Consider the following 20,532-nt stretch of genomic DNA (forward strand, 5'->3'; position numbering starts at 1 on the left):
AAGCAGCTCATCTACCCTCAAGCAGCTCATCCGTCGCCCAAAATGCACACTGGCACAGATCGATCGTAGCGGCGGACCGCCGGTCAACGGCACTGTGTCACGTGAATCGCGCCCGGCGAAACCGTCCCTGGCAAGGGGGCGATGGGTGGAGTGTTGTTGGTCCGGTAAGAGCCAAACCACGCTTTGAGGTCGACCGATCGGCGCCAGCTCTCTCAGCCTTGTGCGCAGTCTGCAACTTTGAATCCATGGCGCGAGAGGGTAGGCTGTAACTTGTCTAGATCGTAGCACGCGCTGGACTGGATAGCGGAATCTCTCTTCGTCCGGCCATTCGACGGCGACAAGGAAACAGCCAGACTTTCGACAGGAAAGAGAGCGGCAAAAGTGGCAATCGAATACAGGGACATTGTCGCTTTCCTGGCGGTTGCTCGTTGCGAGAGCTATTCTCGGGCGGCCGGCAAGCTTCATGTCGCGCAGTCCGCTCTTAGTCGCCGCGTTCTGCGGCTGGAGCAGCGGCTCGGTATCGAGCTTCTCGAGCGCCATCCTCGGGGTGTGAGAGCAACGGAAGCCGGGCAGATTTTGATGCGTCGAGCCGAACGGCTTGAAGCTGAGCTCCTCCAAGTCGAGCCGGAGCTGCGTGCTTTCGCGGCCGTGCCTCCGGAGGAAGTGAAGGTGGCGATGCCGCAGGGCGCAGCGCGGCTATTCACTACGCCGGTGGTAGCGCATTTCCACGGCCGCCACCCAAAGGTGAAACTGCGCATCTTTGAACGTGAAAGCGCTATCAACCGCGAGTGTGCTATCAATGGCGAAGTTGATTTCGCGCTCGTCTACAACGCACAGCCGCATGATGAACTTCAGATCATTCCGCTACTGCTTGAGCGCATCTTCGTCATCGCACCGCCCGAAGGTGTGGCGCAACGATGTTATCCCGACTTCTTCGAGTTCGACGACTTGGAGAAACTGCCACTGATCCTACCGAGCAGCCCGCACAGCTATCGTGCCGTACTGCATCAAGCGTCGGGGCGGAAGGACTTCGCACCGAATGTGATCATGGAGGTGAACGGCATCTCGACCTCGCTCGAAATGGTGCAGAAGGGACTCGGCTATACCGTATCGACCTATCAGCCGGTGCAGGGCCGCATCGAGGCGGGGAACCTCACCGGCGTTCCTCTGACCTCCGCCAATTGCGAGATCGCGCTGTCGCTCGTGCATCGCACTGATCGAGCGATGTCGCCGACGTTTCGCGACTTGAAGGCGATCATTCAAGAGGTCGCGTGCGGCATCGAGCCGTCACCGCACTGGCGGCCTGTCGCAGAGCTGGAACCCGCTATGCCGGTTTGAGATAGAACCGATCTCAAAATTATTCTTGATCGAAAGCTCCTCAAGAGCAACGTAATTCTAACGTTGCGCTTAAGACACAAAGCCAGTTCAAGCTTTGGAATCGTGGGGAGATGACTGACGGTGAACGCCATTGAACTCGAAGTTATTCATCAGTCGACTCTTCAGATCGCCCGGGAATTGACGTTGAATATGCTCCGTACTGGCTATTCGACGATCATTAAAGAGAGTCAGGACTTTACGTTCGCAATCTTTGATCGACGCGGACGGTTGGTTGCGCAAGGTATTCCGCAGCCGCTGCACATCGGTCCGCTGGTGGCGCAAGTGAATGAAATCCGGCGCAACTTCGCCGGCCGGACCAAGCCGGGTGATGCGTTCATCGTCAACCACCCTTATCGCGCCTGCCAGAATCACGCGACAGACGTGACCGTGATCTCGCCAGTGTTCATGGGGGAGGCACTTGTCGCCTACATCGGTAACATCGCTCACAAGCCTGATCTCGGTGGCAAAGTGCCGGGCACTAACAGCGGCGATGCCACCGACCTGTTTCAGGAAGGTTTGCTCATTCCGCCGCTGAAGATCCAGGTCGGCGGCGAGATAAACGAAGATCTGCGCGAGATGATCTGTGCCAATACCCGCACGCCGGAGGTCACCTGGGGCGACATCAACGCGCAGATCAAGACCAACAATTACGGGCTGGAGAAGCTCGCCGAGCTGTTTGACAAGTATGGTGTCGAGGCCGTGCTCGGCTGCTGGGAGCGCTGGATGGACATCTGCGAGGAGGAGCTTCGCAAAGAGATCGCCCGCATTCCCGAAGGCGTCTACGGTCCCGAAATCGACTATCTCGACGACGACGGCGTCGACCTCGAGCGCTCTCACCGTGTGTCGGCGTCGCTCGAAGTGAAGGGAGGCAAGCTCCATTTCATCCTCGACAGTGACGCCCAGGCGCGCGGCCCGATCAATCTGCGGCCCTGCGTGTCGCGCAACTTCATCGAGTGCCTCGTCAAGATGGTGTTCCTGCCGAACCTTCCGGTGAATGGCGGCCTGTCGCGGCTGGTCAGCGTCTCCTACCCGCCCGAGGGCTCGCTGCTCAACCCGCGCTTTCCGGCGCCGGTCAACATGTATGTCCGCCCGAGCCAGATAACGACGTCGGTTGTGATGCGCGCGCTCGCCAAGGCGGTGCCGGGCCGCGTGCCGGCGCCGGGCAGCGCCGCCGGCGGCTCGTTGAGCAGCGCCGGCCGGCATCCGGCGACGGGGCGCTGGTTTTCGCAATACGAGATCTTCAACGGCGGCACCGGGGCGCGGCCCTTCGCCGATGGCGTCAGCGCCATGGACGAGCTGGTCGTCAACGTCATGAACACGCCGGTCGAGGCGCTGGAATCCGAATTCCCGGTGCGCGTCGAGCGCTATGAATTGGCGACCGACTCGGCGGGTCCCGGCACGTTCCGCGGCGGGCTCGGCACACGCCGGCAATGGCGCATCCTGTCCGACGAATCCGCGATCAATCTGCGGACCGACCGTTTCAAACACGCCTCGCCGGGCCTGTTCTCGGCGCTGCCGGCGCAGCCCTCGCGCGCCGTGCTCAATCCCGGGACGCCGGAGGAACGCCCGCTCACCTCCAAGGTGTCCGGCCTCAGGCTGCACAAGGACGACGTGCTGAGCTGGCAGCTCGCCGGCGGCGGCGGCTGGGGCGATCCCTATAAGCGTGATCCCGAGCGGGTCCGGTCGGATGTGATCAATGGCTATGTCTCGATCGACGCGGCGCGGCGCGACTATGGCGTCGTCATCGACCCCGATGACTTCAGCATCGACCGGCTCGCCACCGGCAAGCTGCGTGTCGAGGAGGCTGCGTGATGAGCATGCGTATTGGTATTGACGTCGGCGGCACCTTCACCGACGTGACCGGTTTCGACGACCAGCTCGCCGAGGTGGTGCTAATCCGGAAATATTCGTCCAATCCCGCCGAGCCGATGCGGGTGATGCAGCAGATCGCGACGGATCTCGCCGGCGAGTTCGGCCCGGAGGCGGTGTCGCTGATCCTGCACGGCTCGACGGCCGCGCTGAACACGCTGCTCGAGGACAAGGGCGTGAAGGTCGGGCTGCTGACCACCGCCGGCTTCCGCGACGTCTACGAGATCGGCCGGCAGTGGCGCGGCGAGGAGGTGTTCAACATCTTCGCCCCGCCCCCGAAAATGCTGCTGGAGCGCCGCGCCGTCCAGGAAGTGCGCGGCCGCCTCGACTGGAGCGGCGCCGAGGTCGAGCCGCTCAACCGCGAGGACATCGAACGTGGCGTGCGGGTCCTGCTGGAGCAGGGCGTCGAGGCGATTGCCGTCGCCTTCCTGTTCTCCTATGCCAACCCCGCTCACGAGCGCGAGGCCGGCGAGATCATCAAGGCGATGGCGCCGGGCCTGTTTGTCGCGCTGTCGAGCGACGTCAATCCGGAATGGCGTGAATATGAGCGCACGGCCTCGACCGTGGCCAATTGCTACATCGGTCCGCCGGTCTCGCACTATCTGCACAATCTCGAGGAGCTGCTGGTCGAGACCTTCCCGAACTGCCGCCCCCTGATGATGAAGTCGGACGGGGGCGCCGGCAGCGCGACCATGCTCGCCAACAAGCCGATCCAGACCGTGATGTCCGGGCCGGTCGCCGGGGTGATCGGCAGCCGCTATCTCGGCGATCTGAAGGGGATCGAGAACCTCATCACCTTCGACACCGGCGGCACCAGCTCCGACATGGCGGTCATTCCCAACCGGCCGCTGTTCAAGTCCGAGGTGGCGGTCGGGCGCCATCCGCTGCGCACCCAGACCGTCGACATCGACACCATCGGCGCCGGCGGCGGCTCGATCGCCTCGGTCGAACTCAGCGGCGTGCTGCGGGTCGGCCCGCGCAGCGCCGGCGCCTGGCCGGGTCCGGCCTGCTACGACCGCGGCGGCACCGAGCCGACGCTGACCGACGCGCTGGTCGTGCTCGGCCATCTCAGCCCGTCGGCGCTGCTGCAGGGCGACATGCGCCTCGCCAGCGACAAGGCCTGGCAGGCGGTGCGCGACAAGCTGGCGACGCCGCTCGCAATGAGCGAGACCGAAGCCGCCTGGGGCGTGCTCACCGTGCTCGCCAATAATTGCGTCACTGCGATGCGCACCATTACCGTGGAACGCGGCTACGACCCGCGCGAATTCGTCCTGGTGCCGTTCGGCGGCATGGGGCCGACCATCGCCAGCAAGATCGCGGCCGACCTCGGTGTCGAGCGCCTGCTGGTGCCGCGCGATCCCGGCACCTTCAGCGCCTGGGGCATGCTGGTCACGGACGTGCACCAGGAGATGAGCCAGACCCGGCTCGTGCCGCTGGACGGCGCCGAGCCCGCCGAGGTCGAGGCGCTGTTCGCGGCGATGGAGGAGCGCATTCTCGCCGATCTGGAGCGGGAGAGCTTTCCCCGCGAGCGGCTGCACACACTGCGCTCGGCCGGCATGCGCTATCGCGGGCAATCCTATGAGGTGGCGGTGCCGCTCGGCCCGATCACCGGCCGGGCGGACCTCGACCAGCTCGCGGCGCGCTTCCACGAGGCGCATTACCGCCGCTACGGCCATATGGCGCAGAACGAGACGATCGACATCGTCAGCTTCAAGGTCACCGGCGTCGGCGAGATCAACAAGCCGGTACTGACGCCGGTGGCGCGCCGCGACGACGCCGTCGCCGAGCCCGTCGGCCACCGCAGCGCCTATTTCGGCGCCGAGCATGGCAGGCTGGAGGCGGCCGTCTACCGCCGCAGCTCGCTCGTTCCGGGAGCAAAGGTCACCGGCCCGGCTATCTTCGAGGAGCGGACCTCGACCGTCGTGCTCTATCCCGGCCAGGTGGCGACGGTCGACGAATATCTCAATCTGGAGATCGAGCGCTGACGATGTGAGGCGTGCCTCGGGACGACGCCAAAGCCGGAACAAAACCGGCGGCGACAAGACGTTAGGGAAGGACTCGCTCCGCCATGCGGCGTCGCGAGAGGAAACACACAAGGAGGCGCAAGCCCATGAGCGCTCCCATGTCCATGGGACTCTCGAAGGCGAGACCGATGCCGTCGGTCCGCCTGTCCGAGCGCGCGCAGCGACAATTGGTCGGTGCCGGCACCGTCGTCGCGCTGCTGCTGCTGTGGGAGGGCGTGGTCGCATCCGGCCTCGTCGACCCGCTCTACATCTCGTCGCCATCCCGCATCCTGCGCGTCGCGATCGATCAGTTCGGCTCGGGCGCCATCTGGCCGGACATCCGGGTCAGCAGCATCGAGTTCCTGGTGGGCTATGTCGCCGCGATCCTGGTCGGCATCCCGCTCGGCCTGATGATCGGCTGGTCCCGCCGGCTCAACTATCTGCTCGGGCCGTTCATCGACATCCTCAACGCGGTGCCCCGCGTCACCTTCCTGCCGCTGCTGATCCTGTGGTTCGGCATCGGCATGAACTCCAAATTCGCGGTGGTGTTCATGGGCGCGGTGATCCCAATCGTCATCGCCACCCATGCCGGCGTCCGGGCCAACGAGGCGCGGTTCATCCGGGTGGCGCGCAGCTTCAGCGCCAGCGAGTGGAAGATCATGACCGCGATCATCCTGCCGGGCACGGTGCCGTTCCTGTTCGCCGGCCTGAAATACGGCGCCGGACGCGCGCTGCTCGGCGTCGTCGTCGGCGAAATCTATGCCTCGACCGCCGGCGTCGGCCACATGATCGTCGAAGCCGGCAATCTGTTCGATACCGACACGGTGTTCTTCGGCGTGCTGCTGTTCATGGCAGCCGGCGTCGCCGTGACGACGATCCTCAACCGGATCGAGCGCCACTTCGACGCGTGGCGGCCTCGGGGGTTGGCACAATGACGGCTGCGAGCGGATATCCCCGTCGTCTGGGCGCCGCGGGAGACTGGCGCACCATGCTGCGCGAGAGCTATCTCGCCTGCGAGCGCGGCATCCTCGGTGCGCTGGCCATGGCGGTCTTCCTCGTTGCGTGGGAAGGGCTGGCCCGCGGCTGGTGGGCCGATCTGCTGCAGCCGGCGCTGGGCACCGCCGCGAACGTGCTGCGCATCCGGCCGATCTTCCTCGCTTCGCCCTCGGCGATCGCGGAGATGGCGTTCCAGATGTATTTCGTGACCGGCGAAATTTGGCCTCATCTCGGCCTGAGCGCCTTCGAGTTCGTCGTCGGCTTCCTGATCGCGGCCTCGATCGGCATCCCCCTCGGCCTGGTCGCGGGCCGTTACCGCCTCTTGTCCTATGCCGTCGAGCCGCTGCTCGCCGCGCTCAATGCGACGCCGCAGGTGGCACTGCTGCCGCTCGTCGTGCTGTGGATGGGCACCGGCCTGCCGGCGCGCATCTTCATCATCGTCCTGCTGATGATCGTGCCGATCCTGATCAACAGTCATGCTGCGGTGCGCACCATCGATCCGAAATGGCTTCGGCTCGCGCGCAGCTTCAGCGCCTCCGAGTGGCGGCTGTTCCGCACCATCGTTCTGCCGGCGGCGGTGCCATTCCTTCTCGCCGGCGTCCGTCTCGCCATCGGCCGCGGCATGATCGGCATTGTCGTCGGTGAAATCTACGGCTCGGCAGTGGGCGTCGGCGTGATGATCAATCAGGCGGGCTCGACCTTTCAGACCACCCGCGTTTTCGTCGGCATCCTGACCATTGTCGTCGCCGGGCTCGTCCTCTCGGAGGTCGTGCGACGCATCGAACGCCGCGTCGAGGTTTGGCGTCCGTCCACCTCCGCAGACAGCTAGACGCGAGGAAACGTATATCATGACGATCAAACTCGAAGCACACCGGATCGGCCTCGAATATGGCGATCCCGAGAGCGACGGCCGTCTGGTCGCCCTGAATGACGTCTCCCTCTCGATCCATGAGAACGAGTTCGTCTCCATCGTCGGCCCGTCAGGCTGCGGCAAGACCACCTTCCTGTCGATCGTCGACGGCCTGATCCGTGCCACCGCCGGCCAGATCCTGCTCGGCGGCACGCCGGTGTCGGAGCCGGGACCCGACCGCGCGGTGGTGTTCCAGGATTCCTCGCTGCTGCCCTGGCGCACCGTGCTCGGCAACGTCGTGTTCGGCCTCGAATGCATCGGTGTGCGTCCGAGCGAGGCGCGCGAGCGCGCCGCCCATTACATCGAGATGGTGGGGCTGCGCGGCTTTGAGAACCGCTACTCCTACCAGCTCTCCGGCGGCATGCAGCAGCGGGTCAATCTCGCCCGCGCGCTGGTGATGGATCCGCAGATCCTGCTGATGGACGAGCCCTTCGCCGCCCTCGACGCGCAGACCCGCGAGCTGATGCAGGAGGAGCTGCTGAACATCTGGCAGGCCTCCGGCAAGACCGTCCTCTTCATCACGCACCAGATCGACGAGGCGATCTTCCTGTCCGACCGCGTCATCGTGTTCTCGGCGCGGCCGGGGCGGGTGAAGGAATCCGTCGATATCGAACTCGACCGTCCTCGTTCGCTGAAGCTCAAGCGCGACCCGCGCTTCCACGCCTATGAGGACCGGATCTGGAGCCTGATCCAGGAGGAAGAGAAACCGCGCGCGAAAGCCGCCGGCTGATGCCTGAGCAATAGAAAAGAGCCAGGGAGGAAAGACATGTACTGGAACAGACGGGCCGTACGGCCAACCCATCGTGCCGCCATGGCGGCATTCGGCGCTATGCTCGCGCTCTCTGGCCCCACGGGCGCCGCGCGCGCTGACGAACTGATTCCGTTCAAGGTCGCCATATCGACGCCGGTGGTCTCGATCCTGCCGGTGTTCCTCGCGGCGGATGGCGGCTTCTACAAGAAGCAGAGCCTCGACGTCGACATCATCTCGACCGAGGGCGGCACCAAGGGCATGCAGGTGCTGCTGTCCGGCGAGATCCAGGCCATGCATGTCGGCCTCTCCCCGGTGGTCGCGGCCAATGCGCAGGGCGCCGAGGTGCGCGCCATCGCCTCCACCACCAACACGCTGCCGATCAGCCTCTTCTCCGCGAAGAAGCTGACGCCGCCGCTGCCGAAGGGCACCACCATCGGCATCAGCACGCTCGGCTCGGAGACCGACATCGCGCTCACCATCGCCTTGAAGGCGCTCGGCCTCGCGCGGTCCGACATGCAGATCAACCAGATCGGCGGCACCTCGCAGCGCTTCGCCGCCATGTCGGCGGGCCGCATCGAAGCGGCACCGCTGCTGGAGCCGGGCACGACGGCGGCGCGGCAGAAGGGCTTCACCGAGGTCTACGACCTCTCGGCGGCCAAGACGCCCTGGATCTTCGACGCCGTGGTCGTGACCACCGACTACGCGAAGGACCACGCCGACGCGATCCAGCGCTTCCTCAAGGCCTATGTCGAGGGGGCCTATTGGGGCATGGCGAACCCGGACAAGGCCAAGGAGGTGATCTCCCGGCGCTTCAAGACCAAGGACCCCGCGGTCATCGACAGCACCTACAACGAGTTCAAGCGCCTGATGCCGCGCGACGCCCGGCCGTCGGTCGAGGGGTCCGCCAACGTCATCAAACAGCTCGCCTCGACCGGACTCAAGCTGCGCAGCGAGAAGGTCGAGGACTATGTCGACCTCGGCCCGATCGATGCGCTCGAGAAGAGCGGCTTCATCGCCGAAATGCAGCGCCAATATGCCGTCCAGTGAACGGACCGGCCATCGTCCCCGCCCAGATACGAGAACCAGCCATGAATGATCCAGCACCGACCTTCCCCGGCGCCATCGCCCTCTCTCCCGGCCGCTTCTGCCTGAAAGGCCAGGTCGTCATCGTCACCGGCGGCGGCAAGGGCATTGGCAAGATCTATGCGCAGGAGTTCGCGCGGGCGGGGGCGGCGGTCGTCGCCTCCGACATTGACGGGGCGGCGGCGGCCGATGTCGCGGCCGGCCTCGTGGACGAAGGTCTCAAGGCGGCGTCGAGCCAGACCGACATTGCCGATCCGGCCTCGGTCGAGCGCATGGTCGAGACCGCGCGCGAGGCGTTCGGCACGGTCGACGTGCTGGTGAACAACGCCTCGCTGATGAGCGTACTACCGCGCCGGAACTGGATGGAAATCCCGGTCGAGGAATGGGACCGGGTGATGGCGGTCAATCTGCGCGGCATGTTCCTGTGCTGCAAGGCGGTGTTCCCGCTCATGAAGGAGAAGGGGCGCGGCAAGATCGTCAACATCTCCTCGAGCCGGGTGTGGGAAGGCACGCCGCTGCGCCTGCACTACACCACCTCGAAGGCGGGCGTGGTCGGCTTCACCCGCGCACTCGCCCGCGAGGTCGGCCCGTTCGGCGTGACGGTGAACGCGGTCTCTCCCGGCAACACGCTGAGCGAGACGCAGGTGCAGAGCTCCGACCCGGCCTATCTCGCCACCAAGGCGCAGGGCCGCTCCATTCCGCGCGGGCAGACGCCGGACGACCTCGTCGGCGCGGTGATGTTCCTCGCCTCGCCCGCCAGCGACTTCATCACCGGCCAGACCGTCAATGTCGATGGCGGCCGGGCCATGCACTAGCCCGAGCCCGCATCGCACGCCAACGGAGAGGAGCGGGGAATGAATGTCGAGCTCGACCAGAGGCGCAACCGCATGCTGATCGGCGGTGCGCTCGTCGAGGCCGAAGGCGGGGAGACGCTCGTCTCGCTCAATCCCGCCAATGAAGAGGTGCTCGGCCATGTGCCGGCCGCGCGGGCCGCGGACGTGAACCGCGCCGTCGCGGCGGCCGAGACCGCCGGCACCGACTGGGCGGCGCTCGACGTGCGCAAGCGCGCGAAATATGTGCGCGCCGTCGCGGAAGGCATCCGCGCGCGGGCCGACGAGATCCTGCGCGTCGAGGTGATGGACACCGGCAATACCATCTCGAAGATGCGCGCCGACGTCGACACGGCCGGCAATGCCCTGGAGCACTATGCCGGCCTCGGCTCGGAGATCAAGGGCGAAACGATCCCGGCGAGCGCGCAGAACCTGCACCTCACTCTGCGCGAGCCTTATGGCGTGGTCGGGCGCATCATCCCCTTCAACCACCCGATCAAGTTCGCCGCCAATGCGCTCGCCGCGCCGCTGATGGCCGGCAACACGGTGGTGCTGAAGCCGCCGGAGCAGAGCCCGCTCTCGGCGATGATCCTCGCCGAGATCTGTCGCGAGGCATTGCCGCCCGGTGTCGTCAACATCGTGACGGGCACCGGCCGCGAGACGGGCGAGGCCCTGGTGCGCCACCCCTCGGTGCGACGCCTCGCCTTTACCGGCTCCGTGCCGACCGGAATGGCAATCCAGCGCGCGGCGGCCGAAGTGGCGGTGAAGCACGTCACGCTGGAGCTCGGCGGCAAGAATCCGCTGATCGCCTATCCGGACATGGACCCGGAAAAGATCGCCGAGGTGGCGGTTCGCGGCATGAACTTCGCGTGGCAGGGGCAGTCCTGCGGCTCGACCAGCCGCCTGCTGCTGCACGAAAGCCTTTACGAGCCGGTGTTGAAACATCTGGTCGCGCGTGTCGCGGCGCTGCGTCTCGGCGATCCGCTGGATCCGCAGAGCCAGATGGGCCCGATCAATTCGGCGGCCCATTATGAGCGCGTCCGTGCCCTAGTTCAGGCGGGGATTGACCAAGGTGCAACGCTTGCCCATGGCGGCCGTCGGCCGTCGGACGAGCAGTTCCGGCGCGGCTATTGGCTGGAGCCGACGGTATTCACTGATGTCGTTTCCACCATGCGGATTGCGCAGGAGGAGATCTTCGGCCCGGTCCTGTCCGTGATGCGCTGGAAGGAGGAGAGCGAGGCGTTCGCCATCGCGAACGCCACCAGTTTCGGGCTGACGGCCTCGATCTGGACAAATGATATCCGCGCGGCTCTGCGTGCGGCGCGTGCCGTCCGCGCTGGCTATATCTGGGTCAACGGCGCATCCGGCCATTTCTACGGCACACCATTCGGAGGCATGAAGAATAGTGGTCTCGGCCGCGAAGAAGGTCTCGACGAGTTGTTGAGTTATACTGAAGTCAAGACGATACACATCATACTTTGAGAGACACTAGGGTCTAAACTCAACGGATAGATTGTGATTCAATCGGCTCATTGGAGAGGTAGGTCCCATGAGCCGATTGTTCTGGTTGAATGACGAGCAATGGTCGAAGATCGAGCCGCTGCTGCCGCATTATGGCAGCCCGCCTCGGGTCGATGACCGGCGCATCCTGAGCGGGATCGTGCATGTGCTTCGTTGCGGCTGCCGCTGGTACGATTGCCCGGCGGAATACGGCCCCTACACGACGGTCTATAATCGCTTCAACCGCTGGTCCCGGAAGGGGATCTGGCAGAGCATCTACGCCGCTCTGACCGGCGACAGGCGCACGCACCGGCAACTTCTCGCCGACAGCACCCACATCAAGGCGCATCGCTCGGCGGCCGGCGCCGAAAAAGGGGGGAGCAATGTCAGGCGATTGGTCGCTCCCGCGGTGGTCGAACGACTAAGATCCATGCCCTGAGCGACGGCAAAGGGCGTCCTCTCGTTCTCGCGCTCACGCCCGGGCAGGCCGCAGACATCAGGATGCTGCCCGTCATGCTCGACGCCGCACCACCAGCCGACGAGCTTCTCGCCGACAAGGCCTATGACAGCGATGCCGTCCGTGAAAATCTCATCGACAGAGGCATACGCCCGGTCATCCCCAACAAGGACGATCGCAGATTCCTTCATCCCTTCGATCGCAAGCGCTATCGGGATCGCAACGCCATCGAGCGCATGTTCTGCCGCCTCAAGGACTTCAGGCGCATCGCCACCCGCTACGACAAGCTCGCCAGGAACTATCTGGCTTCGCTTTGCCTCGCCGCTCTCGTCTCATGCTGGCTGCGTTGAGTCTCAACCCTAGGCTACACGGCGCGCGAGGAGTCTCGCTCCTTGTGCGTTTCGACGTCTGAAGCGTTCCCTGATCCGCGTGATGCTGTACCTAACGGCCAACCTCCGCGGCCTCGCGCCGAGCGAGTTGCCACGCGCGCTCACCTTCGAAAGTAACGCCCCGCAGCACAGTGCTCCAAAGCATCGCAGCGACTTCGCACCTGCACTATCAGCCCTCAGGCATTCAGAATGCGAATACACAGTTGCCGGTGCGATCGGGATCGCCGAGGGTTTTGATATCCCATCAACACTTCGCAATGCTCATATAGGGCGCGCGGCATGACCTGCGGCAAGGCTGATCAGCGGCGCCCATCCTGTGGGCGTCCATCCTCCCGTCCAATGGATACGTCGAGCAGGAACGGCCGGCCCAACCTAGCGGCAGCCACAGCCTGTGCCATCGCCGCTTCGAGTTCTTTCATCGAGGCGAGCGGGCCGACGGCGTCTACTCCCTGCGCTCGCGCCATCGCCGCGATGTCTGGAGTTGGGCCATCAATAGCCTGCCCGACCCAGCGATTCGTGCGGTTGCGGCCACGAACGACAGCGACCGAGTCCTGGTGCAGAACGTCGTTCAGATAGGCCTGGTTATTGGCGACGATCACCAGTGCCGGCAGTCCGTACTTGGCGGCGGTCCAGAAGGCGTTGATTCCCATCAGGCAATCGCCGTCGCCGATGACGCTGACCGCCAGCCGGCCGCTACCCTTGAGGGCGAGCGCGGCGCCAATGGCAAGACCCGGCCCGGAGCCGATGCCGGCGCCACCATCCTTGCCCAGATAGTCGAGCGGCTCATGATTGGGAAAGCGCGCCGTCGGCCAGCCGCGCGGGAGGCTCGCCAGCGTTACGTCCTGGCCGTCCGTGGCAGCGGCCAGCGCATGCGCGATATGGTGCATGGTCAGTCGACCGTCCTTAAGCGGAGGCACCTGATTTCCGGGGCTTCGCGACAGGTCAGGTGCGCTCGGGCGGACGCTAACGCTGAGCGCGGTAACAAGGGCGGCGACGGCGGCATCGGCGTCGCACAGTAGGCCGATATCGACCGCCGGAAGGGCGCAGTGCTCCTTTCCCCAGCCATTGTGCAGATGCATGTCGTCGCCGGCATGGATGACCGGGACCGGCGGCTCGCATCCGTCGAAGGCGATGCGCAGCACTCCGCCGAGATCGACCGAGCCGAGGCTAACGATAAGGTCCGCCTCCCTCAATACGGCCTTAGCTTCGGAAGTGAGCTTGTTAAATGGCTGGCCGACATGCAGCGGATGATCGCTCGGCACCATGGCGCCGGCCTTGAGGTCAGACAGCATGCGCCCGTCAACATGCTCGGCGAGGGCGAGACGTAGATCCATCGCCGCCCGCGTCCGGGCGCCGCGCCCAAATAAGAACACCGGCCGCTTTGCTGCGCGCAGCCGTGCGGCCGCTGCGCGCACGGCGCCTGCATCCGGCGCAGCCGGAGCGGGAGGCGCGTAGCGGGAGACGTCGGGAATCGTCACCGGCGCGGTGAGAGGCTGTTCCTGCAGCGCCGCGTCGAGGCAGACATAGACGGGGCCGCAGGGTGAGCTATTCGTCATCTGCCAGGCGCGCAGCAGGCTCTCCGGCATCGCCGCGACCGAGGCCGGTTGATCGTCCCATTTGATGAAGGGGCGGATCAGCGCAGCCTGGTCCTGCGCTGTGTGCAGCCAGTCGATCCATGGACGGCGCATTGCCGCGTCCATCGGGCCGGTAGCGCCCAGCATCAGCATCGGTACGCGGTCGCACCATGCGTTGAAGATCGCCATCGAGGCGTGCATCACCCCGACATTGGCGTGCAGCGCCACCGCCATCGCGCGGCCCGTTACCTTAGCGTAGCCATGGGCGATCGCCACGGCATGCTCCTCATGCAGGCACATGAGCATGCGCGGCGTCTCGTCGCCAAGGCAGTTGACCAGGCTGTCATGCAGTCCGCGATAGCTGGCGCCGGGATTGAGCGCGATAAAAGGGATGGCCAGCGCGCGCAGAAGGTTTGCGGCGACATCGCTGCCCCAGAGCGTCTCGTTGCCGCTACGCCCTTCAAGGCCGACATCGGCATGGCCGGCGCTCTGGCTGTCAGGATTCATCGTCACGTTCATTCGGGCCACCCTTAGGCAGAAATAAGATCCGGAGCCGGCTCGGTCGCTCGCGGTGCGCCAACTCGAGTGTGTAGGGGCGCCGCGGCGCCAGACGCGCGCGGTCGCACGGTGTTGCGGGGGCTAGGCGGTGCAGCCCTGCCCGTGCCTCACGGGACGCGGTTCAGTCGGCTTTCCCATCCAGGACCAACTTCTTGTAGAGCGGATCCCACTTGTTGAAGCCGTCGAGCGTCACCGCTGGATCGGCCACGCGGATCTCGACGTCTTTCATCGGCGAGGTTACCTTGGTCGAAGTAGGGACGTAGTCCAGCGTCGTCAGGATTTTCTGACCGTCGCTTAGCATGTACTCGGCGAATAGCGCGGCGGCATTCGGGTGCTCGGCGTTTTTGACCACAGCGACGCCGCTGGCGCGCGCCACTGCCGGCTCGATCACCGTCCAGTCGATCGGCGCACCCTTGGCCTTCGCCTGTGCTGGCATGTAGTTGTAGACGGTAAGTCCAAGCGGCACCTCGCCGGCGGCGACGAGGTTGTTGAGCAGGGAATGCCCCTTGCGGATCGACAGCCCATTGGTGCCGACCAGCTTGCGGAAGAAATTGAGGCCCCTCTCCTCGCCCATGATCTGCAGGACGGTGATGAACCAGTCGATGTCCGAAGCCTCATAGCCGAGCTTATTCTTCCATCTGCGATCAAGCAGATCCTCGTAAGACTTCGGCAGGTCGCCAGCTTTGATCCGATCAGTATTGTAAGCCTGCACCCAAACGGCAAGGAAGGTACCGACCCACGTTTTGCTGGCTGGCATCGAGCCGGGGCGCAGCTCGGCGAAGCGCGGTGAGTTCAGCGGCTGCAGCATGCCTTCGCGACTGAGCGCCTCCAGCTCCGGCGAACTGGTGTGGATGGCGTCGACCGACCGGCGGCCCGCCTTTTGCTCCTGGACCGTGCGCTGGAGGATCTGGTCGCTTCCGGCGCGCCAAACCGTCACCTTGATCCCGTATTTATCCTCGAACGGCTTGCTCAACGCGTCTACATCGCTCTTGGCGAGCGAGGTGTAGAGCGTGAAGCCTCCCTCGGCCTTGGCGGCGGCCTCGAGCTTCGCCAGCCGATCGGGGCTGTTGGATGTCAGCAATGAATTGTCGGCCCCTTTTGCGGTGGGCGCTGCCAGAGCGATGCAGATAGCAATATGCCAAAACAGATACTGCAGGCTTTTTTTCATGTGTTCCCTCCCATTGAGACGATATTGCTACTCCGTCTTCATTCGGCACGCCCTCTACTAGGTCTCCTGCGTCAGCTGATCTTCGAGTGAGATGAAGTGGTCTTCATCGACATCAGATGTACGGTCTTGATTTCGGTGTAGCTGAGCAACTCGCCCAGCCCCTCCTCGCGGCCGATACCGCTATTGCCGAAGCCCCCGAACGGCGTGCCGTAGAAATGACCCGACGTGCCGTTGACCCAGATGTAGCCGGCGCGCACTGCGCGCAGCATCCGCAGGGCCGCCGCGTGATCGTTCGTCCAGATTGCCGCCGCGAGGCCGTAGCGGGTCGAATTGGCGAGGCGAACCGCCTCCTCCTCAGTATTCCAGCGGAAGATCGACAGCACCGGCCCGAAAATCTCCTCACGGCCGATGGTCATGGACGGGTCGACCTCATCGAATACCGTTGGCTCCAGCCAGTAGCCGCGCTCGAATGCGGCGCCCTTGGGCCGTCGGCCGCCGGTGAGCAGGCGCGCGCCTTCCTCCACGCCGGCGGCTACCATGCCGCAGACGCGCTCGTAATGGGCGCGCGAATTGAGCGGCCCCATGTCGCTGGCTGGATCGAGTGGATCGCCGAGCCGCAGAGCACGCACTTTGGCGACTACACGATCGACGACCGTTTCGTAGACCGACTCATGCAGCAGCAGACGGCTCATTGAGCCGCAGGACTGGCCCTGCCAGGCGAAGTTCATCGCTGATACCGCCGCGTCGGCTATCACCTGCGGATCGACATCCGGGAAAGCGATCAGCGGATTCTTGCCGCCGAGCTCCAGGCTGACCGCCTTGACCGCGGTTTCCGCTGCCGCCTTCTGGATCGCCAGCCCGGTCGGCACCGAGCCGGTGAAGCCGATGCGCTTGACACGCGGGTGGCGCACAAGGGTGTCGCCCACTGGATGGCCGTTGCCGGACAGGATGTTGACCACCCCCGCCGGTACCACGTCGCGGCAGATCTGCGCGAGGATGCCGGCTGAGAGCGGGCTCTGCTCCGGGGTTTTCAGCACCACCGCATTGCCCGCCATCAGCGGCGCTGCCAGTGCGTTGGCAGCGAATTTGATGGGATGGTTGAACGGCACGATGCGGCCGACCACGCCGTAGGGTTCGTGCAGCGTCAGATGCAGGTGCTCGGCGCTCGCCGGGACGGTCTCGCCCTTCAACTCGGTGCCCAGCCCGGCGTAATAGTCGAGCGCATTGGCCGCGGATTCTACGTCTCGCCGCATCTTGGCGATGGTGTTGCCGGTGTCGCGCACCTCGAGGTGCAGGATTTCATCGGCGCGCTCGCGCATGCGGGCGGCGATCTGACGCACGACCTGTCCGCGCGACCGCACTGAGGTGGCGGCCCAGGCGGGAAAAGCCCGCTCCGCCGCTTCCACCGCCCGGTTGACATCGCCGGGTGTGGCGGCCGGGCAATGGCCGATCACCTCTTCATTCGCCGGATTGATTGATTCCAGCAGCTTCCCGTCGACGCTGTCAGTCAACTGGCCATCGATGAGCATCGAGGTCGAAAGGGCTTCGATGGCGCGCGCCCTCATGCGCCGACCTCCGCTCCAACGCCAGCGGCGCGCGCCTTGGCCTCGCGGGCACGCAGCTTCTTCTCCGACCAGACCGGCTCGATATTGAACAGCTTGAGCGCGGTCTCGCCGAGGATATTGCGCTTGCCTTGCTTGCTGAGGAACGGCAGATCGTAGATCGTGCTCGGCAGATCCATGTCCCAGTGGGGGTAATCGGACGCGTAGAGGAGCTGGGTCTCGGCCTTGAGCATCTCGAAGGTGACTTCGAGCGCCTTACGGTTGTGCACCATCTCCATCGGCTGCGAGGAGTAGTACATATCGGCGATGTACTCGCTCGGCCGACGCTTGAGCAGCGGAGCTTCGGAGGAGCGCATCATGTACTCGCTGTCGAGGCGCTGCATGAGGAATGGCAGCCAGGCAAGGCCGCTCTCGATCCACATCACCTTCAGTTTGGGGAAGCGCTCGGGCAGGCCGTTCACGATCCAGTTCGTGAGATGGATCATGTTGAACACGGTGAAGCCGAGTGCATGAACCGAGATGAAGCGGTTAAGCTGCGACATCGACTGGTCGAACCAGTTGTAGCCGGCATGGAAGGAGAGCGGCAGGCCGCGCTCTTCCAGCATGCGGTAGACCTTCATGTACGCATTGTCGAAGATCGGCCGGTAGCGTGTTGAGGTAACCATGAAGCCCACGACGCCCTGCTTGCCGCCGAACTCCTCGATCATGCGGATGCTGGCGTCAGGATCGTTCAGCGGCAGATAGAGCATCGAGCAGATGCGCCGCTCCTCGCTGAGCACGGTCTCGTACAGCCAGCGATTATAGGCGCGGGCCAGCGTTACTTCCATTTCGACCTGCGGATGCATGCCGAGATGCAGCATCGGCGTCGGGAACAGGCAGGCCATGTCGACGCCCATGGCATCCATCCAGCGGCGCGCCAACGTGATGTCGCGATGCGGCGAGGGAGGCGTCTGCTCGGTTTTGCGACGAGTATAGCGCGTCACCCGGCCGCCGACGTCCTGGAAGCCGATCTGGCTCGGCTGGAAATTGGTGCGGCCGCCGCCGATCTTGGCCTTGCTGAGCGCGAGATGGCGGACCGTGGGGTCGTCGATGTATTCGGCGATCTGGCCGAAGGATTCGTTCTCGTAGTGATGCGAATCGACGTCCATGATGAATAGGTCGTCGTAGTTGCGCGCATCCGCCTGTCTGGCGGCGTTTTTGAGCAGTGTGCTGGTGTCGAACTCTTCCGTCGCCAGATCGCGAACGTTGTTGGCAAACATGTCCATGATGAACCCCTGATGGATTAGATTTCGCCGGCCCAGGATTGCCAGAGCCCGAGCTCGAACACTTGGAGATCGGCGGCCCGGAGCATCGAGAGAGCTGTGATGGACACGTCGGTTGCGGTGACGTCGGATTTCTCCGGGAAAGCGCTCAGCTTACGTCCCTCGACCTGACGCTTGGCGGAAAAGGCGCGGACCGCCTGAACCAGCAATTCCTGCAGCGCGGCGTCTGGAACGGTGGCGAGATCGTCATGGGCGAGCGCCTGCGACAGGTAGAGCGCGGCGGCCGAGAGCGTGCGTTCGATGGAGTCAGAGCACGACATAGAGGCTGTCCTGTCGTTCGACCACGTCGTAGCGCTTGAGTCGCAGCGCGGCGTCGCCGATGCAGTTCCCAGTGTCGAGGTTGAACTCGTAGCCGTGCCACGGGCAGACGATGTGGTCCTCGGTGTCGGAGAAGCGATGGCCGAAGAATTGCCGCTCTTCGTTGAGTACGGCTTCGACCTTTGGCATGCGCACCCCTTCGCACGCCGGTCCGCCCTGATGCGGGCAGCGGTTGAGATAGGCGTAGCACTGTCCCTTGTGGCGGATCACGCCGATCTCGCGATCGTCGACGGCAACGACCTTGACGTTGCCCTCCCCAAGATCGGACGCGTTGCAGACGAAAATCTCCGGCATCTCACTTCCTCAAATTAGTATGATTCCATACGGTATGGCATTTTACTATTATGTCAACGGGCCATTGCGCGTGATTGACAAAACGACGAAACATGCTGTTCGGAGAGGCAATTAGACGGGCGTCGGGCACGACGGATCGAAGCTGTGGGGATCGAAGCTCATGAAGGATGGCGCGACGCGTTCGGCCAGAACGGCGGACCTCGTACATCCGCCGGCGATCCAAAAGGAATCGCCGGGCATCGGCCGGATGCTGCGGCACGCCGGCAAGGCCTATAATCGTGTTTTGCAGGAGCGACTCGCCACCTACGACATCGGGTTGGCGGAATATCTGCACCTGCGCGCGCTGTGGTCGCGCGACGGCATTTCCCAGATCGAGCTGGCGCAGAGCATCGGCATCGAGAAAGCTTCGTCCACCGCCGTACTCAATTCGCTGGAAGCCAAGGGATTGATCGCGCGTAGCCGAAACGCGCAGGACAAGCGGCAGGTCAACGTGGTGCTTACTCAGGAAGGCCAGTCCTTGAAGGACACGCTGCTACCGGCGGCACGCTCGGTTGCGTTCCAGGCGGTGGACGGGTTCGAGGAGGCGGAGATCCTCATGCTCATCGGCCTGCTGCAGCGCCTGACGGCCAATCTGAGCTAGCCTCCATCTCACCTGCGCTTGGCGGCGACGTCACGGATGGACTGGAGCAGCGCTTGCGCCGGCAAGGTCAGGCTGGTGTCGACGCGGCTGGTGAGGCCGACCGGACCGAGCGTCTCCGCCGTGTCGACCGGCAACGTTGCCAATATGCCGTCGGCGACATCCTCCGCGACCACGCCCTCGGAGATGATCCACACCGCATCGGAGGAGCGGGTGAAGCCGCGGCCGAAGGCGTCTGAGACGGTCTCCACCTCGTCGCGCAGCCGGCCGATGCCGTTGGCGATCAGCAGGCGCTCGACGATCGGCCGGATCACCGAGCCGGGCGGCGGCATCACCACCTGGTAGTTCTCGATCATCGCGATGTCGAACGGGTCGTGCGCCAGCAGCGGATGGCCGGCGCGCACCACCAGCGCCACGCGCTCGGAATAGAGGTGCTCGAAGGCGAAGCCGATCATCGCCTCCGGCTCGGCCATGCGCCCGACCACGAAATCGACGTCGCCGAGCCGCAGCAGCGACAGGAGATAGGCGTTCGGCCCGGTGACGATGCGCGCGCGCGCCGACAGCCCCTGGGCAGCGAAGCGCTCGACCGCCCGCGGCAGGATGCGCGCCGACACAGTGGGCAGCGCGCCGACCGTCACCAGCACCGATCCCGAGGAGGCGCTGGCGATGGAATGCACCCCCTGGCGCAGCGCGGTGACGCCGACCGCGGCGTAGCGCAGGAAGATCTCGCCGGAGGCGGTGAGCACCAGGCTGCGCCGGCTGCGGTCGAACAGCGCGGTGCCCAGCAAGTGCTCGAGCTCCTGCAGCGTCTTGGAAACCGCCGGCTGGGTGATGCCGATGAGCGCCGCCGCCTTGGCGACACTCTTCAGGCGCGCCACTTCGAGGAAACAGGCAATATGGCGCAGTTTGATGCGGGGATCCAGCACATGTCCCA

The 20,532-nt window shown here is 64.8% G+C and carries 17 protein-coding genes and 1 pseudogene; 11 read left to right on the plus strand and 7 right to left on the minus strand.

Going from position 1 to position 20,532, the window contains the following annotated elements:
• The first annotated feature begins 381 nt into the window (after positions 1 to 381).
• The 10 genes and pseudogenes from J2S75_RS19930 (at position 382) to J2S75_RS19975 (ending at position 12,126) form a co-directional block, all read left to right on the plus strand.
• Complete coding sequence (locus tag J2S75_RS19930) at positions 382 to 1,338, plus strand: LysR family transcriptional regulator (protein WP_307022538.1); 957 nt, start codon at positions 382 to 384, stop codon at positions 1,336 to 1,338.
• Between the two features lie 120 nt (positions 1,339 to 1,458).
• Positions 1,459 to 3,189, plus strand: a complete 1,731-nt coding sequence (locus tag J2S75_RS19935; RefSeq protein ID WP_307022540.1) for a hydantoinase B/oxoprolinase family protein — start codon at positions 1,459 to 1,461, stop codon at positions 3,187 to 3,189.
• Positions 3,189 to 5,231 (plus strand): hydantoinase/oxoprolinase family protein, encoded by a 2,043-nt coding sequence (locus tag J2S75_RS19940; protein ID WP_307022542.1) that lies wholly within the window; start codon positions 3,189 to 3,191, stop codon positions 5,229 to 5,231. Before J2S75_RS19935 ends, J2S75_RS19940 begins: the two co-directional genes overlap by 1 nt.
• Before the next feature lie 125 nt (positions 5,232 to 5,356).
• A complete protein-coding gene (locus J2S75_RS19945; protein WP_307022544.1) occupies positions 5,357 to 6,184 on the plus strand; it encodes an ABC transporter permease in 828 nt (275 codons plus the stop codon).
• Between the two features lie 53 nt (positions 6,185 to 6,237).
• Entirely contained in the window at positions 6,238 to 7,074 is an 837-nt protein-coding gene (locus J2S75_RS19950; RefSeq protein ID WP_307022546.1) for an ABC transporter permease, read from the plus strand.
• A 19-nt stretch (positions 7,075 to 7,093) separates the two neighbouring features.
• Positions 7,094 to 7,885, plus strand: coding sequence for an ABC transporter ATP-binding protein (locus tag J2S75_RS19955; RefSeq protein ID WP_307022547.1), 792 nt, complete (start codon positions 7,094 to 7,096; stop codon positions 7,883 to 7,885).
• Between the two features lie 99 nt (positions 7,886 to 7,984).
• On the plus strand, positions 7,985 to 8,953 hold the full coding sequence (locus J2S75_RS19960; RefSeq protein WP_307022549.1) for an ABC transporter substrate-binding protein: 969 nt from the start codon (positions 7,985 to 7,987) through the stop codon (positions 8,951 to 8,953).
• Positions 8,954 to 8,994: 41 nt separating this feature from the next.
• Complete coding sequence (locus J2S75_RS19965; RefSeq protein WP_307022551.1) at positions 8,995 to 9,804, plus strand: SDR family NAD(P)-dependent oxidoreductase; 810 nt, start codon at positions 8,995 to 8,997, stop codon at positions 9,802 to 9,804.
• A gap of 72 nt (positions 9,805 to 9,876) precedes the next feature.
• Complete coding sequence (locus tag J2S75_RS19970; protein ID WP_307022678.1) at positions 9,877 to 11,301, plus strand: aldehyde dehydrogenase family protein; 1,425 nt, start codon at positions 9,877 to 9,879, stop codon at positions 11,299 to 11,301.
• A gap of 67 nt (positions 11,302 to 11,368) precedes the next feature.
• Positions 11,369 to 12,126, plus strand: a pseudogene (locus J2S75_RS19975) (IS5 family transposase).
• A gap of 338 nt (positions 12,127 to 12,464) precedes the next feature.
• Here J2S75_RS19975 and J2S75_RS19980 read toward each other — a convergent pair.
• From J2S75_RS19980 to J2S75_RS20005, 6 genes are all read right to left on the minus strand, one after another.
• Positions 12,465 to 14,258, minus strand: coding sequence for a thiamine pyrophosphate-dependent enzyme (locus tag J2S75_RS19980; RefSeq protein WP_307022553.1), 1,794 nt, complete (start codon positions 14,256 to 14,258; stop codon positions 12,465 to 12,467).
• Between the two features lie 160 nt (positions 14,259 to 14,418).
• Entirely contained in the window at positions 14,419 to 15,465 is a 1,047-nt protein-coding gene (locus J2S75_RS19985; protein ID WP_307022555.1) for an ABC transporter substrate-binding protein, read from the minus strand.
• Between the two features lie 71 nt (positions 15,466 to 15,536).
• Positions 15,537 to 17,030, minus strand: a complete 1,494-nt coding sequence (locus J2S75_RS19990) for an aldehyde dehydrogenase family protein (protein WP_307022556.1) — start codon at positions 17,028 to 17,030, stop codon at positions 15,537 to 15,539.
• Positions 17,027 to 18,292 (minus strand): amidohydrolase family protein, encoded by a 1,266-nt coding sequence (locus tag J2S75_RS19995; RefSeq protein ID WP_307022558.1) that lies wholly within the window; start codon positions 18,290 to 18,292, stop codon positions 17,027 to 17,029. The genes J2S75_RS19990 and J2S75_RS19995 overlap by 4 nt, the downstream gene beginning before the upstream one ends.
• Positions 18,293 to 18,309: 17 nt before the next feature.
• On the minus strand, positions 18,310 to 18,609 hold the full coding sequence (locus J2S75_RS20000; protein ID WP_307022560.1) for a hypothetical protein: 300 nt from the start codon (positions 18,607 to 18,609) through the stop codon (positions 18,310 to 18,312).
• Complete coding sequence (locus J2S75_RS20005; protein WP_307022562.1) at positions 18,596 to 18,961, minus strand: Rieske (2Fe-2S) protein; 366 nt, start codon at positions 18,959 to 18,961, stop codon at positions 18,596 to 18,598. The genes J2S75_RS20000 and J2S75_RS20005 overlap by 14 nt, the downstream gene beginning before the upstream one ends.
• A 160-nt stretch (positions 18,962 to 19,121) precedes the next feature.
• Between J2S75_RS20005 and J2S75_RS20010 the strand changes: the two genes are divergently transcribed.
• Positions 19,122 to 19,601 (plus strand): MarR family winged helix-turn-helix transcriptional regulator, encoded by a 480-nt coding sequence (locus tag J2S75_RS20010; protein ID WP_307022564.1) that lies wholly within the window; start codon positions 19,122 to 19,124, stop codon positions 19,599 to 19,601.
• An 8-nt stretch (positions 19,602 to 19,609) separates the two neighbouring features.
• On the opposite strand, the gene pcaQ is transcribed toward J2S75_RS20010, so the two are convergent.
• Positions 19,610 to 20,524 carry a pca operon transcription factor PcaQ gene (gene pcaQ, locus J2S75_RS20015; RefSeq protein WP_307022680.1) on the minus strand — a complete coding sequence of 305 codons (915 nt, stop codon included), beginning with the start codon at positions 20,522 to 20,524 and terminating at the stop codon, positions 19,610 to 19,612.
• Positions 20,525 to 20,532: the final 8 nt, after the last annotated feature.

The sequence above is a fragment of the Ancylobacter polymorphus genome (genome assembly GCF_030813495.1).
In the GTDB taxonomy this organism is placed as follows: domain Bacteria; phylum Pseudomonadota; class Alphaproteobacteria; order Rhizobiales; family Xanthobacteraceae; genus Ancylobacter; species Ancylobacter polymorphus.